The following is a 12847-nucleotide window of genomic DNA, read 5'->3' on the forward strand; positions in this document are numbered from 1 at the left end:
GCCCATGCCTGAACGCCGTACCGTCGCACTCGTCACCCTTGGCTGCGCCCGTAACGAGGTGGACTCGGAGGAGCTCGCAGGCCGTTTGGAGGCGGACGGCTGGCAGCTCGTGGAGGACGCCCAGGACGCGGACGTCGCCGTCGTCAACACCTGTGGCTTCGTCGAGGCCGCCAAGAAGGACTCCGTGGACGCCCTCCTGGAGGCCAACGACCTCAAGGACCATGGCAGAACCCAGGCCGTCGTGGCGGTGGGCTGCATGGCCGAGCGGTACGGCAAGGAGCTCGCCCAGGCGCTGCCCGAGGCCGACGGCGTGCTCGGCTTCGACGATTACGCGGACATCTCCGACCGCCTCCAGACCATCCTGAACGGCGGCATCCACGCCTCGCACACCCCGCGCGACCGCCGCAAGCTGCTGCCGATCAGCCCCGCCGAGCGGCAGGACGCGGGCACCGCGGTGGCGCTCCCGGGGCACGCCCCGGTCGATCTCCCCGAGGGTGTCGCGCCGGCCTCCGGCCCCCGCGCGCCGCTGCGCCGGCGCCTGGGCGGTTCGCCGGTCGCCTCGGTGAAGCTCGCCTCCGGCTGCGACCGGCGCTGCTCGTTCTGCGCCATCCCGTCCTTCCGCGGCTCCTTCATCTCGCGGCGGCCCAGCGACGTCCTCGGCGAGACCCGCTGGCTGGCCGAGCAGGGCGTCAAGGAGATCATGCTGGTCTCCGAGAACAACACCTCGTACGGCAAGGACCTCGGCGACATCCGGCTCCTGGAGACGCTGCTGCCCGAGCTCGCGGAGGTCGAGGGCGTCGAGCGGGTACGCGTCAGCTACCTCCAGCCCGCCGAGATGCGCCCCGGCCTGATCGACGTGCTGACCTCGACGCCGAACGTCGTGCCGTACTTCGACCTGTCCTTCCAGCACTCCGCCCCCGGTGTGCTGCGCGCCATGCGCCGCTTCGGCGACACCGACCGGTTCCTCGAGCTGCTCGACACGATCCGCTCCAAGGCCCCCCAGGCCGGCGTCCGGTCGAACTTCATCGTGGGCTTCCCCGGCGAGACCGAGGAGGACCTGGCCGAGCTGGAGCGTTTCCTCACCGGCGCGCGCCTCGACGCGATCGGCGTCTTCGGGTACTCGGACGAGGAGGGCACCGAGGCCGCGACGTACGAGGACAAGGTCGACGAGGAGGTCGTGGCCGAGCGCCTCGCGCGCGTCTCCCGGCTCGCCGAGGAACTGGTCGCGCAGCGCGCGGAGGAGCGCGTCGGCGAGACCGTGCACGTCCTGATCGAGTCGGTGGACTCCGGCGACGACGAGTGGGGCGCGGTCGGCCGCGCCGCCCACCAGGCCCCCGAGACGGACGGCCAGGTGGTGTTCACGAGCGGCGCCGGTCTGACGGTCGGCCGTATCGTCGAAGCCAAGGTGGTCGGTACGGAAGGTGTCGACCTGGTGGCCGAGCCCCTGCCGGGCTCGCTCGCGTGTACTGAGGAGGCGGCCAGATGACGGGAGTCCCGGCATCCGCGGCGGGCGGCTCCCCCAGCGCGAAAGGCGCGGCGGGCGCGAAGGGCGCGGCGGGCACGTCCGGGGCTCCGGGAGGCATGAAGCCGGTGCGGAGCGAAGGCACGGCACCGGCGCGGGGTGACGACACCAAAGCGGTGCGCGGCGGGAAGCTGGGTGCCGCGGCCGTCAACGAGGCCAGCCTGTGGAACGTGGCGAACCTGCTGACCATGCTCCGCCTCGTGCTCGTGCCGGGTTTCGTGGCGCTGATGCTCGCCGACGGCGGGTACAACCCGGCCTGGCGCGCCTGGGCCTGGGCCGCGTTCGCCGTCGCCATGATCACCGACATCTTCGACGGCCATCTGGCGCGGACCTACAACCTCGTCACCGACTTCGGGAAGATCGCCGACCCCATCGCCGACAAGGCGATCATGGGTGCGGCGCTGATCTGTCTGTCCGCGCTCGGCGATCTGCCGTGGTGGGTGACCGGAGTGATCCTCGGGCGCGAGCTCGGGATCACGCTGCTGCGCTTCCTGGTGATCCGCTACGGCGTGATCCCGGCGAGCCGCGGCGGCAAGCTGAAGACGCTGGCCCAGGGCACCGCCGTCGGGATGTACGTCCTGGCACTGACGGGGCCGCTGGCGACCCTGAGGTTCTGGGTGATGGCTGTGGCGGTCGTCCTGACCGTGGTGACCGGACTCGACTATGTGAGACAGGCCATTGTGCTCCGCAGACGCGGAATCGCCGAGCGCCGAGCCGCAGCCGAGGAGGCGGAACGGTGAATTCCGCGGCCGCTGAGGTGGTGCGACTACTGACGGTGAGGGGCGGGACGGTCGCCGTCGCTGAGTCGCTGACCGGCGGCCTCGTGGCGGCCGAGCTCACCGCGGCGCCCGGGGCGTCGAAGGCGTTCCGTGGCTCGGTCACCGCCTACGCCACCGACCTCAAGCACCGGCTGCTCGGCGTCGACGCCACCCTGCTGGCTGAGCGTGGAGCGGTGGATCCGCAGGTCGCGGCCCAGATGGCGGCCGGAGTGCGCAAGGCGCTCGGCGCGGACTGGGGCATCGCCACCACGGGCGTCGCCGGGCCCGAGCCGCAGGACGGACAGCCGGTGGGCACCGTTTTCGTGGCCGTCGACGGCCCGTCGAGCGGGGTTCCCGGTTCCGTTCATGGCGGGAAAGTGGCCTCGCTGCGGTTGAACGGCGACCGGGCGGAAATTCGTATGGAGAGTGTACGGAGCGTACTCGCACTGCTCCTCGAGGAGCTTGCGGGCGAACAGACCAAGAATGAGCGGGCACAGGATACGGAACAGAACGGGGGGTTTTGATGTTTGCAGCCCTGAGTGAACACGACATCGCTCCCCGCACGGCCGCGGCGCAAGGCGGTACGGTGGGGCGAGAAGGATGCGGCTACGCGGTCCGAGGAGGGAGCCACCGATGATTCTGCTCCGTCGCCTGCTGGGTGACGTGCTGCGTCGGCAGCGCCAGCGCCAGGGCCGTACTCTGCGCGAAGTCTCCTCGTCCGCCCGAGTCTCACTCGGCTATCTTTCCGAGGTGGAGCGGGGGCAGAAGGAGGCGTCCTCCGAACTGCTCTCCGCGATCTGCGACGCGCTTGACGTACGGATGTCCGAGCTCATGCGGGAAGTGAGCGACGAGCTCGCCCTCGCCGAGCTGGCACAGTCGGCTGCGGCCACCGAACCGGTGCCCGCACCGGTGCGTCGCCCGATGCTCAATTCCGTATCGGTGGCCGGTGTGCCGCCGGAACGGGTCACCATCAAGGCGCCCACGGAGGCGGTCGACGTCGTCGCCGCCTGAGCCTTTCGAGTCCGTGCTCGTGAGCTGACGATTTTTGTGAGAGCCCCGGCCGGGGCCTCTCCGGAGCGATCCGGGGAGGGTGGCCGGGGCTGTTTCTTGTTGCCGGTGGCTGCCGGGGCGGTCATCGTGGGAGGTGGCGGGGGCTCGGGGCAGTGCCAGGCAATCTTGAGCCGGAGGACCGGATGTACGTAGTGAAGAGCCCGCTGCCGGACGCGGACCTGAAGATCGTCGCCAACGCGCTCCAGGGCGCGCTGGTCGACCTGATCGATCTCTCCCTGGTGGCCAAGCAGGTCCACTGGAACGTCGTCGGGCCGCGCTTCCGCTCGATCCACCTCCAGCTCGACGAGGTGGTCGACATGGCGCGGCAGTACACCGACACGGTGGCCGAGCGCGCCTCGGCGCTGGGCGTCTCGCCGGACGGGCGCGCCGCGACGGTCGCCTCGGGCAGCGGCCTCGGTGGCGTCAACGACGGCTGGATCAAGGACTCGGACGCGGTGGGCACGCTGGTGGACGCCCTGGGCGCGGCGATCGGGCGGATGCGGGAGCGGGTGACGGAGACGGAGTCGCCGGACCCGGTGAGCCAGGACATGTTCATCCAGATCACCGCCGACCTCGAGAAACACCACTGGATGTTCCAGGCGGAGAACAACTGAGGGAGTCCAGGAAGCGCAAAGGCCCAGGAGTCCAGGAGTCCAGGCAGCGCGGTGGAGCGGGCCGGCCGGGTGGCGGTCCGGTGCCGGAGTGGAGGTGGCGGCCATGGCGGGTCGGACGGCGCGCCGGGGGGCGGCGCTGGCGCTCGCTGCCCTGTGGTGGTGGGGGGCGCTCCGGCTCGCGCTGGCGTCCGACGCGGGGGCGCTGGAGGGCGCGGTCACCGCCGGGGGATGGGGATTGAGCCTGCTGCCCGTGCACTGCATGCCGAGGGCCAGGGTGGTGGGAGCGCGGAAGGGTTCTGGGCGCGGGGGTGAGCGCGGGCGTGGACGCGGGCGCCGGCGTGAGCGTGGGTGCTGGGGGGTGCGGTGGTCCGGATTTTGGAGACGGTGACGGGGCGGTGACGGGGCGGGGTGCGGCTGTCCGGTTTGTGGGGCTGACGGGGTGGGACGGGGTGCGTCTGGGGCGCCTCTGGGGTGCTTAGGAGGTGCTTCGGTAGTCACCAGGGCATCGCTACGCCGCCGTTCGGGCGGAGGATCTGGCCCGTGGTGAAGCGGGACGCGTCCGACGCGAGGTGGAGTACCGCGTGGGCCACGTCCTCGGGTTCGCCGACCCGCCCCAGCGGTGACATGCGGGCCATGGCCGCCTCGGTGTGCGCTTGTGCCTCGCCGTGCCGGTCGGTCATCGGCGTACGGACCCAGCCGGGCGCGACGGCGTTGACGCGGATGCCGTGCGCGCCGACCTCGCTGGCCAGCGTTCTGGTGAGCTGGACGACGGCTGCCTTGGCGGCGCCGTAGCAGAGGAGTCCGGGCGCACCGGTGTCCACGGCGCCGGAGGCCATCGTGACGATGCTGCCCGGGACGTCCTGCGCGATCATACGGCGGGCCGCCGCCCGGCAGGCGTGCAGGACGCCTTTGAAGTTGACGCCGAGGACCCGGTCGAAATCCTCGTCGCGGGTCTCCAGGACCGGGCTGCTGTGCATGATGCCCGCGACCGCCGCCATGACGTCGAGCCGCTCGGGTGCCTCGACGGCGCGCTCGACCTCGGACCGGTCGGTCACGTCCAGGTGGTGGGTACGGGCGGTGCCGCCGCGGCTCTTGATCAGGGTTGCCGTCCTGTACAGGCCCGGTTCGTCGCGGTCGGCACAGTGGACCGTCGCTCCCGCCTCCGCGAACAGCACGGCGCAGGCGCGGCCGATACCGCTGGCCGCGCCGGTGACGAACGCGGTGCGGCCGGTGAGGTCGTACGCCGTGAGGGGCATGAACGGACGGTACGAGAATTTCTGACGGGTCGTCAATTGTGCGGGCGTGGGAAGTGGGCGGGAGGTCGGGCGTGGGAAGTGGGCCGACGGGGCGGGACGCAGGCTTTCAGGGGCGTGCGAGCCGGGGCGTGTGCGCGGGGGCTGGGCCCGCCTGGCAGGTCGGGCACCAGTAGGTGGGGCGCTCGCCGAAACCGTCGGTCTGGTCCGCGCAGCGGATGGGGGTGCCGCAGCGCAGGCAGGGGCGGGGCGCGCGGCCGTAGACGAAGAGCCGCTGCTCGGTGAGGCCCGTGGTGATGCGCATCGGGCGTTCCCGGTTGACGTCGAGGACCTTCTTGGACAGGGCGGGGAGCTGGGCGGCGCGTTCGGCGGGGAGGTCCCCGATCGGGAGCCAGGGCGTGACGCCCAGGAGGAAGCACAGCTCGCACTTGAACACGTTCCCGATACCCGCCAGATTGCGCTGGTCGAGCAGGGCCTCGCCGAGCGGGCGGGCGGGGTCGCGCAGCAGGTTGTCCAGGGCGAGCGCGGGATCCCAGTCGGGGCCCAGCAGGTCGGGCCCGAGGTGGCCGACGGCGCGGTCCTCGTCGGCGGTGCGCAGCAGTTCCAGTACGGGTAGGCGGTAGCCGACGGCCGTGCGCTCCTCGGTGCCCAGGATCGCGCGGATCTGGTGCGCGGGGCCGCCCTTCCAGCGCCGGCCGTTCTCGAAGACCTTCCAGGCGCCGTCCATGCGCAGATGGGAGTGGAGGGTCAGGCCGCCCTCGATCCGGGTCAGGAGGTGCTTGCCGCGCGGGGTGACGTCCAGGACGGTGCGGCCGGTGAGGTCGGCCGTGGCGAACCGTGGCACGCGCAGATCGGAACGGACCAGCACGTGGCCCGCGAGGGCGGTGTGCAACCGCCTCGCGGCCTGCCAGACGGTGTCTCCTTCGGGCATGGGGTCAAGGGTGGCATGGGGGAGACGGGGGCGCGTTCGGGGAGCCGGCCCCGGCCCGCCCTGCGGGTGCGCGGGGCGGGCGGGCCGGGCGGCTTGCGGTGGGTGTGTGCGGGCACGTCGGCGGGCCGGGCGGCTTGTGGCGAGTGTGTGCGGGCACGTCGGCGGGCCGGCCCGCACGGGTCGGGGAGGTCGGACCGCATCGGTCGGGCAGGCCGATCTGCGCCGGTCGGGCAGGCGGCCTGCTTGGGTCGGACGCGCGCGCTGGCAGGCGGAGGCCCGGTGGTCGGTGTGAGGTTCGCTCGGTCGGGGAGGTTGGCGGGGCCGGCGGCTCGGGTGCGGGCAGGCTGGCGGGGCCTGGTGGTCGGTGTGCGGTCTGGTCGGCGGGCTGGGTCTGGACTGCCGGTGGGCGGGCCGGCGGGGCCTGGTGGTCGGCGGGCGAGGCTTGGGCGGTCGGTGCGCGGTCCGGTCGGTTGGGCGGGCTGGCGGGCCCGGTGGTTTGGTGCGGGCCGGTCGGCGGGCGAGGCTTGGGCGGTTGGTGCGCGGTCCGGTCGGTTGGGCGTGGCCCGGTCGAGCGCGCGCGGGCGCGCTCAGGCGCGGATGCGCAAGCCGCGTGGGGTCGCGATGAAGCCGGCTCCTTCCAGCAGGGGGCCGAGGGGCGAGGTGAGGGCGGAGCCGCCGTTGATCCGCTCCACCGTGACCGTGCCGAGGGAGCCCGCGCGCGCGGCGGCCGACAGTGCCTCCGCGGCGGCGTGCAGCCGGGTGTCTTCCGTGACGGTCTCCGTGCTGCTCGCGGCCGGATCGGTGGGCCAGGCCAGCAGCGTCTTGCCGCCGCGCTCCATGTACAGGGTCAGCTCGCCGTCGACGATGACGACCAGCGAGCCGGCCTTGCGGCCGGGCTTGTGTCCGGCGCCGGTCGGGGGCTCGGGCCAGGGCAGGGCGGCACCGTACGCGTTCGCCGGATCGGCCGCGGCGAGGACCACGGCCCGGCCGCTCGTGTTCGGGCGGGAGCGGCCGCTGCCGTAGTCGTAGCGGTGTCCGCCCCGGGAAGCGGAACCGGCGGCCGGGAAGCCACCGGCGCCGGGCGGACCACCGTAGGTGCCCGCGCCGCCCCGGGGCCGACGACCGGGAGCGCCCGCGCCTGCCGGGCCGGAACCGGCGCCGAACGGGTAGGTCGCGAAGGGGCCGGTCGCGGAAGGACCGGTGGCGAAAGGACCGGTGGCGAAGGGATCGGTGCCGTCCGGTGTGCCGAAGTCGCCCGGGAAGGGGACGGCACTGTCCGGGCCGCCGGGGGTGTACGGGTCGGGCAGGGCGTCGAGGTCGTCCAGGAGGCCCGGTCCCGCGGGCGTGCCGAAGTCACCGGGGGAGTCCGCCTGGAAGCTCGGGCCGCCTCGCAGGGAGCCCTGCGCGTCGGCGGGTGCGGGCGACGTACCCCGCTCCAGCGCGTTCGCCGCCGCGCGCAGCCGGTCCACCGCGCCGTCCATCGCGAACTGCGCGGCGCCGAGACCCTCGACCACGTACCCGCGCCGGGCCTGGCCGCTGTCCTCGAAGACGGACAGGACGCGGTAGACCGCGGAGAAGCCGCCCTCGATGCCCTCGGCGGCGACGGCGCCCCGGGTCACCACGCCGTGCCGGTCGAGCAGGGTGCGGGCCAGCGCGTGCGCGCGCACGGTGGGGTCTGCCTCACGGCCGGGGAGCACCGACCAGCGCCCCGCGACGGTCGGCGGGCCGTTACGGGACTGGACACGCGCGGCCGCCGTCAGCGAGCCGTACCGGCCGCGGGGGACCGGGCGCTTCGCGCGGTGCGCCGTGGAACCCGCCGTGCGTCCGGAGCCCAGGAGGGACCGCATCGGTGCGAGCGTGTCGTTGGTTAGCCGGCCCGACCAGGCCAGGTCCCAGACGGCGTCGGCCAGTTGGGGATCGGTGGCCTCGGGGTGGGTGGTGGCGCGGACCTGGTCGGCGATCTGCCGGAAGAACAGTCCGTAGCCCCCGGAGAGGGTGTCCAGGACGGACTGGTGCAGCGCCGTCAGCTCCAGCGGGTGGGGCGCGGGCAGCAGCAGGGGGGCCGCGTCCGCCAGGTAGAGGGAGATCCAGCCGTCCTTGCCGGGCAGTGCGCCTGCGCCCGCCCAGACGACCTCGCCCGCCGAGGTCAGCTCGTCGAGCATCGCGGGCGTGTAGTCGGCGACGCGGGTCGGCAGGACCAGTTTCTCGAGGGCGGACGCGGGCACCGACGCCCCCTGCAACTGCTCGACGGCCCGCAGTAGTCCGTCGACGCCGCGCAGCCCGTGCCCGCTGTCCACGTGCTGCCACTGCGGCAGGAACTGGGCGAGTGCTGTGGGCGGCACCGGCTCCAGCTCGTGGCGCAGGGCCGCCAGGGACCGGCGTCGCAGTCTGCGCAGCACCGCCGCGTCGCACCACTCCTGGCCGATGCCCGCCGGGTGGAACTCGCCCTGTACGACCCGGCCGTTCGCCGCGAGCCGCTGCAACGCGCCCTCGGTGACCGCCGTTCCGAGTCCGAAGCGGGCCGCCGCGGCGGCGGAGGTGAACGGGCCGTTGGTGCGCGCGAACCGGGCCAGGAGGTCGCCCAGCGGATCCTTGACCGGCTCGGTGAAGGCCTCGGGGACGCCGACGGGCAGGGCCGTGCCCAGGGCGTCGCGCAGCCTCCCTGCGTCCTCGATCGCGGCCCAGTGGTCGCGCCCCGCGATCCGGACGCCGATGGCGCGGCGGGCCGAGGCCAGCTCCCGCGCCCACTCGGGCTCGGCGCCGCGCTCGGCCAGCTCGGCGTCGGTCAGTGGGCCGAGCAGCCGCAGCAGATCCGCGACGCCCTCGGCGTCCTTCACACGGCGGTCCTCGGTGAGCCATTGCAGCTCCCGCTCCAGCTCGGTCAGGACCTCGGCGTCGAGCAGCTCGCGCAGCTCGGCCTGGCCGAGCAGCTCGGACAGCAGCCGCGAGTCCAGGGACAGCGCGGCGGCGCGCCGCTCGGCCAGCGGCGAGTCGCCCTCGTAGAGGAACTGGGCCACGTAGCCGAAGAGCAGGGAGCGGGCGAACGGGGACGGCTCCGGGGTGGTGACCTCCACGAGGCGCACCTTGCGGGACTCGATGTCGCCCATCAGCTCCTTGAGCCCCGGCACGTCGAAGACGTCCTGGAGGCATTCACGGACGGCCTCCAGGACGATGGGGAACGAGCCGAACTCGCTGGCGACCTGGAGGAGCTGGGCGGCGCGCTGGCGCTGCTGCCACAGGGGGGTGCGCTTGCCCGGGTTGCGGCGCGGCAGCAGCAGCGCGCGGGCGGCGCACTCGCGGAACCGGGACGCGAACAGCGCCGAGCCGCCGACCTGGTCGGTGACGATCTGGTCGACCTCGTCCTTGTCGAAGGCGACGTCCGCCGCACCCAGGGGCGCCTGCTCCGCGTCGTACTCCGTGCCCGGCCTCGCGGGGTCCTGGTCCAGCAGGTCGAGGCCCATCAGGTCGGCGTCGGGCAGCCGCAGCACGATGCCGTCGTCGGCGTGCATCACCTGGGCGTCCATCCCGTACCGCTCGGCGAGCTTGGCGCCGAGCGCGAGCGCCCAGGGGGCGTGCACCTGGGCGCCGAAGGGGGAGTGCACGACGACCCGCCAGTCGCCCAGCTCGTCACGGAAGCGCTCGACGACGATGGTGCGGTCGTCCGGGACGTGCCCGCAGGACTCCCGCTGCTCGGCGAGGTACGACAGCACGTTGCCCGCGGCCCAGTCGTCCAGGCCCGCGGCGTGCAGCCGCAGCCGGGCGTCGTCCTGGGGCAGGGAGCCGATCTCGCGCAGGAACGCGCCGAGCGCGCGGCCCAGCTCCAGCGGGCGCCCGAGCTGGTCGCCCTTCCAGAAGGGCAGCCGGCCCGGTACGCCGGGCGCGGGCGACACCAGGACCCGGTCGCGGGTGATGTCCTCGATGCGCCAGGAGCTGGTGCCGAGCGTGAAGACGTCGCCCACCCGGGACTCGTAGACCATCTCCTCGTCCAGCTCGCCGACCCGGCCGCCGCCCTTCTTGGGGTCGGAACCGGCGAGGAAGACCCCGAAGAGGCCGCGGTCCGGGATGGTGCCCCCGGAGGTGACGGCGAGGCGCTGGGCCCCGGGGCGGCCGGTGATCATGCCCGTCACCCGGTCCCAGACCACGCGCGGGCGCAGCTCCGCGAAGGCGTCCGAGGGATAGCGGCCCGCCAGCATGTCGAGCACGGCCGTGAACGCCGACTCCGGGAGCGAGGCGAAGGGGGCGGCACGGCGGACGGCGGCGAGCAGGTCGTCGAACTGCCAGCCGTCCAGGGCGGTCATGGCGACGATCTGCTGGGCCAGCACGTCCAGCGGGTTCGCGGGCACCCGCAGGGACTCGATGGAGCCGGAGCGCATCCGCTCGGTGACCACGGCCGCCTGGACCAGATCGCCCCGGTACTTGGGGAAGACGACGCCCGTGGAGACCGCGCCCACCTGGTGGCCCGCGCGGCCGACGCGTTGCAGGCCCGAGGCCACGGAGGGGGGCGACTCGACCTGGACGACCAGGTCCACGGCGCCCATGTCGATGCCCAGCTCCAGGCTGGACGTGGCGACGACGGCGGGCAGCCGCCCCGCCTTGAGGTCCTCCTCGACCAGCGCCCGCTGCTCCTTGGAGACCGAGCCGTGGTGGGCCCGGGCGATCACCGCGGGGGCACCCTGGGCCGCGCCCGAGCCGCCCATCAGCTCGGCCGGGGAGTGGGACTCCTCCAGGGGCTCACCGGTCGCCCGCTCGTAGGCGATCTCGTTGAGCCGGTTGCACAGCCGCTCCGCCAGGCGGCGCGAGTTGGCGAACACGATCGTCGAGCGGTGGGACTGGACGAGGTCGGTGATCCGCTCCTCGACGTGCGGCCAGATGGAGGGCTTCTCGGCGCCCTCGCTCGCGTCGGCCGCCGGGGAGGCGCCCAGCTCGCCGAGGTCCTCGACCGGGACGACCACGGAGAGGTCGAACTCCTTGCCCGAGACGGGCTGGACGATCTCCACCTTGCGTCGCGGGGAGAGGAAACGGGCGACCTCGTCCACCGGACGCACTGTCGCCGACAGGCCGATGCGGCGCGCGGGCCTGGGCAGCAGCTCGTCGAGCCGCTCCAGGGTGAGCGCGAGATGGGCGCCGCGCTTGGTGCCCGCGACCGCGTGCACCTCGTCCAGGATCACCGTCTCGATGCCGGTCAGCGCGTCACGCGTGGCCGAGGTCAGCATCAGGAACAGGGACTCCGGGGTGGTGATCAGGATGTCCGGCGGGCGCGTGGCCAGGGCACGGCGCTCGGCGGCCGGGGTGTCCCCGGAACGGATGCCCACCTTCACCTCGGGCTCGGGCAGGCCGAGCCGGACCGCCTCCTGCCGGATACCGGTCAGCGGGCTGCGCAGATTCCGCTCCACGTCGACCGCCAGGGCCTTGAGCGGCGACACGTACAGCACCCGGCAGCGCTTCCTGGGCTCGGCCGGCGGCGGGGTCGAGGCCAGTTGGTCGAGCGCGGCGAGGAACGCGGCCAGCGTCTTGCCGGACCCGGTCGGGGCCACCACCAGCACGTCCGAGCCCTCGCGGATCGCCTGCCACGCCCCGGCCTGGGCCGCGGTGGGCGCGGAGAAGGCCCCCGTGAACCAGCCGCGGGTCGCGGGGGAGAAGCCTTCGAGGGCCGGATGAGTGGAGCTGACCATGCACCCATCGTGCACCCGACCACTGACAAAACGCCTGGCCTGCGCGAATGCGGGCATCCGAGGTGCTCCCGGATCCGTGCGGCGGGGTGCTTCCGGCCCTGTCGCAGAATGGGAGGCATGGCGGGTTCCGGTGAGCGGGCGCGGCACTGGCAGTACGCGGAACTGCCCGGTGTCGACCTGCTGCGCGCCCGCTACGTCGAGAAGCGGTTCGTCCGCCACACCCATGAGAACTTCGTGATCGCCGCCATCGTCGGCGGTGTCGAGGTCTTCCACCACGGCGGCGCCGACCAGTACGCGGGCCCGGGCTCCCTGGCCCTGGTCAATCCCGACACCCCGCACACCGGCCGGGCGGGTGTCCCCGAGGGCTGGCGCTACGGGGCCGTCTACCCGTCGCCCGCGCTGGTGGCCGAGATAGCCGCCGAGACCACGACGATCCGCGGCACGCCCGGCTTCACCAGTCCGGTGCTCGACGATCCGTACGCGGTCGGCCTGGTCCACCAGGTGCTGCGCGCGGCGGACGAGGGCAACGCGCTCGCCGCCGACACCCTGCTGCGGGTCGCCGTGACCCGGCTGCTCAGACTGAACGGCGGGTCGCTGCCGCCCCGCGCCGTGCGCGCGGCGGGCACCTCCGTCGCCGTCCGCGCCCGGGCCGTACTGGAGGAGCGGATGGCGGACCCGCCGTCCCTGGAACGGCTCGCCACCGACCTCGGCACCGGCCCGTTCGCGCTGCTGCGCGCCTTCCGGGACGCCTACGGGATGCCGCCGCACACGTGGCTGACCGACGCCAGGGTCCGCCGGGCGCGCCGCCTGCTGGACACCGGCGTCGCACCCGCCGAGGCGGCTGTCGCCGTCGGCTTCACCGACCAGCCGCACCTCAACCGGCACTTCACCCGGATCGTCGGGGTGCCCCCGGGCGCCTACCAGCGCGAGCGCACGCCCCCGCGCGCGGACGGCCAGGGCGGTCGGGGCGACCGTGGCGGTCGTGGCGGTCGTGGCGGTCGCAAGAACGTACAAGACCCGTCGGACCACCGGCTCCTACGTTGACGG

General features: G+C 73.8%; 10 protein-coding genes. 7 read left to right on the top strand and 3 right to left on the bottom strand.

Annotation, left to right across the window (positions count from 1 at the left end; genetic code table 11):
- The first annotated feature begins 4 nt into the window (after positions 1 to 4).
- The 6 genes from rimO (at position 5) to ACFV6E_RS33735 (ending at position 4332) form a co-directional block, all read left to right on the top strand.
- A complete protein-coding gene (gene rimO, locus ACFV6E_RS33710) occupies positions 5 to 1486 on the top strand; it encodes a 30S ribosomal protein S12 methylthiotransferase RimO (RefSeq protein ID WP_385164635.1) in 1482 nt (493 codons plus the stop codon).
- Positions 1483 to 2262: a CDP-diacylglycerol--glycerol-3-phosphate 3-phosphatidyltransferase gene (pgsA, locus tag ACFV6E_RS33715; RefSeq protein ID WP_385466913.1), complete on the top strand. Its 780-nt coding sequence runs from the start codon at positions 1483 to 1485 to the stop codon at positions 2260 to 2262. The genes rimO and pgsA overlap by 4 nt, the downstream gene beginning before the upstream one ends.
- Entirely contained in the window at positions 2259 to 2804 is a 546-nt protein-coding gene (locus ACFV6E_RS33720) for a CinA family protein (RefSeq protein ID WP_385466916.1), read from the top strand. The genes pgsA and ACFV6E_RS33720 overlap by 4 nt, the downstream gene beginning before the upstream one ends.
- Before the next feature lie 109 nt (positions 2805 to 2913).
- Positions 2914 to 3291 (top strand): helix-turn-helix domain-containing protein, encoded by a 378-nt coding sequence (locus ACFV6E_RS33725; RefSeq protein ID WP_055511872.1) that lies wholly within the window; start codon positions 2914 to 2916, stop codon positions 3289 to 3291.
- Positions 3292 to 3473: 182 nt separating this feature from the next.
- Positions 3474 to 3944 carry a Dps family protein gene (locus ACFV6E_RS33730; protein WP_385164643.1) on the top strand — a complete coding sequence of 157 codons (471 nt, stop codon included), beginning with the start codon at positions 3474 to 3476 and terminating at the stop codon, positions 3942 to 3944.
- Between the two features lie 103 nt (positions 3945 to 4047).
- Positions 4048 to 4332: a hypothetical protein gene (locus tag ACFV6E_RS33735; RefSeq protein ID WP_385164646.1), complete on the top strand. Its 285-nt coding sequence runs from the start codon at positions 4048 to 4050 to the stop codon at positions 4330 to 4332.
- Positions 4333 to 4438: 106 nt separating this feature from the next.
- On the opposite strand, the gene ACFV6E_RS33740 is transcribed toward ACFV6E_RS33735, so the two are convergent.
- From ACFV6E_RS33740 to ACFV6E_RS33750, 3 genes are all read right to left on the bottom strand, one after another.
- The gene (locus ACFV6E_RS33740; protein ID WP_385164648.1) at positions 4439 to 5200 is read right to left on the bottom strand and encodes an SDR family NAD(P)-dependent oxidoreductase; all 762 of its coding nucleotides are present in this window, start codon (positions 5198 to 5200) and stop codon (positions 4439 to 4441) included.
- A gap of 106 nt (positions 5201 to 5306) precedes the next feature.
- Positions 5307 to 6128 carry an Fpg/Nei family DNA glycosylase gene (locus ACFV6E_RS33745; protein ID WP_385164651.1) on the bottom strand — a complete coding sequence of 274 codons (822 nt, stop codon included), beginning with the start codon at positions 6126 to 6128 and terminating at the stop codon, positions 5307 to 5309.
- Between the two features lie 587 nt (positions 6129 to 6715).
- On the bottom strand, positions 6716 to 11800 hold the full coding sequence (locus tag ACFV6E_RS33750) for an ATP-dependent helicase (protein WP_385164654.1): 5085 nt from the start codon (positions 11798 to 11800) through the stop codon (positions 6716 to 6718).
- A gap of 117 nt (positions 11801 to 11917) precedes the next feature.
- Between ACFV6E_RS33750 and ACFV6E_RS33755 the strand changes: the two genes are divergently transcribed.
- Entirely contained in the window at positions 11918 to 12844 is a 927-nt protein-coding gene (locus ACFV6E_RS33755) for an AraC family ligand binding domain-containing protein (protein ID WP_385164656.1), read from the top strand.
- Positions 12845 to 12847: the final 3 nt, after the last annotated feature.

This window comes from Streptomyces sp. NPDC059785 (assembly GCF_042732375.1).
GTDB lineage: Bacteria > Actinomycetota > Actinomycetes > Streptomycetales > Streptomycetaceae > Streptomyces.

What these genes read in the sequence shown, in the direction of transcription:
- rimO (WP_385164635.1), top strand. Translation starts at nt 5, where the DNA reads ATGCCTGAACGCCGTACCGTCGCACTCGTCACCCTTGGCTGCGCCCGT.
- pgsA (WP_385466913.1), top strand. Translation starts at nt 1,483, where the DNA reads ATGACGGGAGTCCCGGCATCCGCGGCGGGCGGCTCCCCCAGCGCGAAA.
- ACFV6E_RS33725 (WP_055511872.1), top strand. Translation starts at nt 2,914, where the DNA reads ATGATTCTGCTCCGTCGCCTGCTGGGTGACGTGCTGCGTCGGCAGCGC.
- ACFV6E_RS33730 (WP_385164643.1), top strand. Translation starts at nt 3,474, where the DNA reads ATGTACGTAGTGAAGAGCCCGCTGCCGGACGCGGACCTGAAGATCGTC.
- ACFV6E_RS33735 (WP_385164646.1), top strand. Translation starts at nt 4,048, where the DNA reads ATGGCGGGTCGGACGGCGCGCCGGGGGGCGGCGCTGGCGCTCGCTGCC.
- ACFV6E_RS33740 (WP_385164648.1), bottom strand. Translation starts at nt 5,200, where the DNA reads ATGCCCCTCACGGCGTACGACCTCACCGGCCGCACCGCGTTCGTCACC.
- ACFV6E_RS33745 (WP_385164651.1), bottom strand. Translation starts at nt 6,128, where the DNA reads ATGCCCGAAGGAGACACCGTCTGGCAGGCCGCGAGGCGGTTGCACACC.
- ACFV6E_RS33750 (WP_385164654.1), bottom strand. Translation starts at nt 11,800, where the DNA reads ATGGTCAGCTCCACTCATCCGGCCCTCGAAGGCTTCTCCCCCGCGACC.
- ACFV6E_RS33755 (WP_385164656.1), top strand. Translation starts at nt 11,918, where the DNA reads ATGGCGGGTTCCGGTGAGCGGGCGCGGCACTGGCAGTACGCGGAACTG.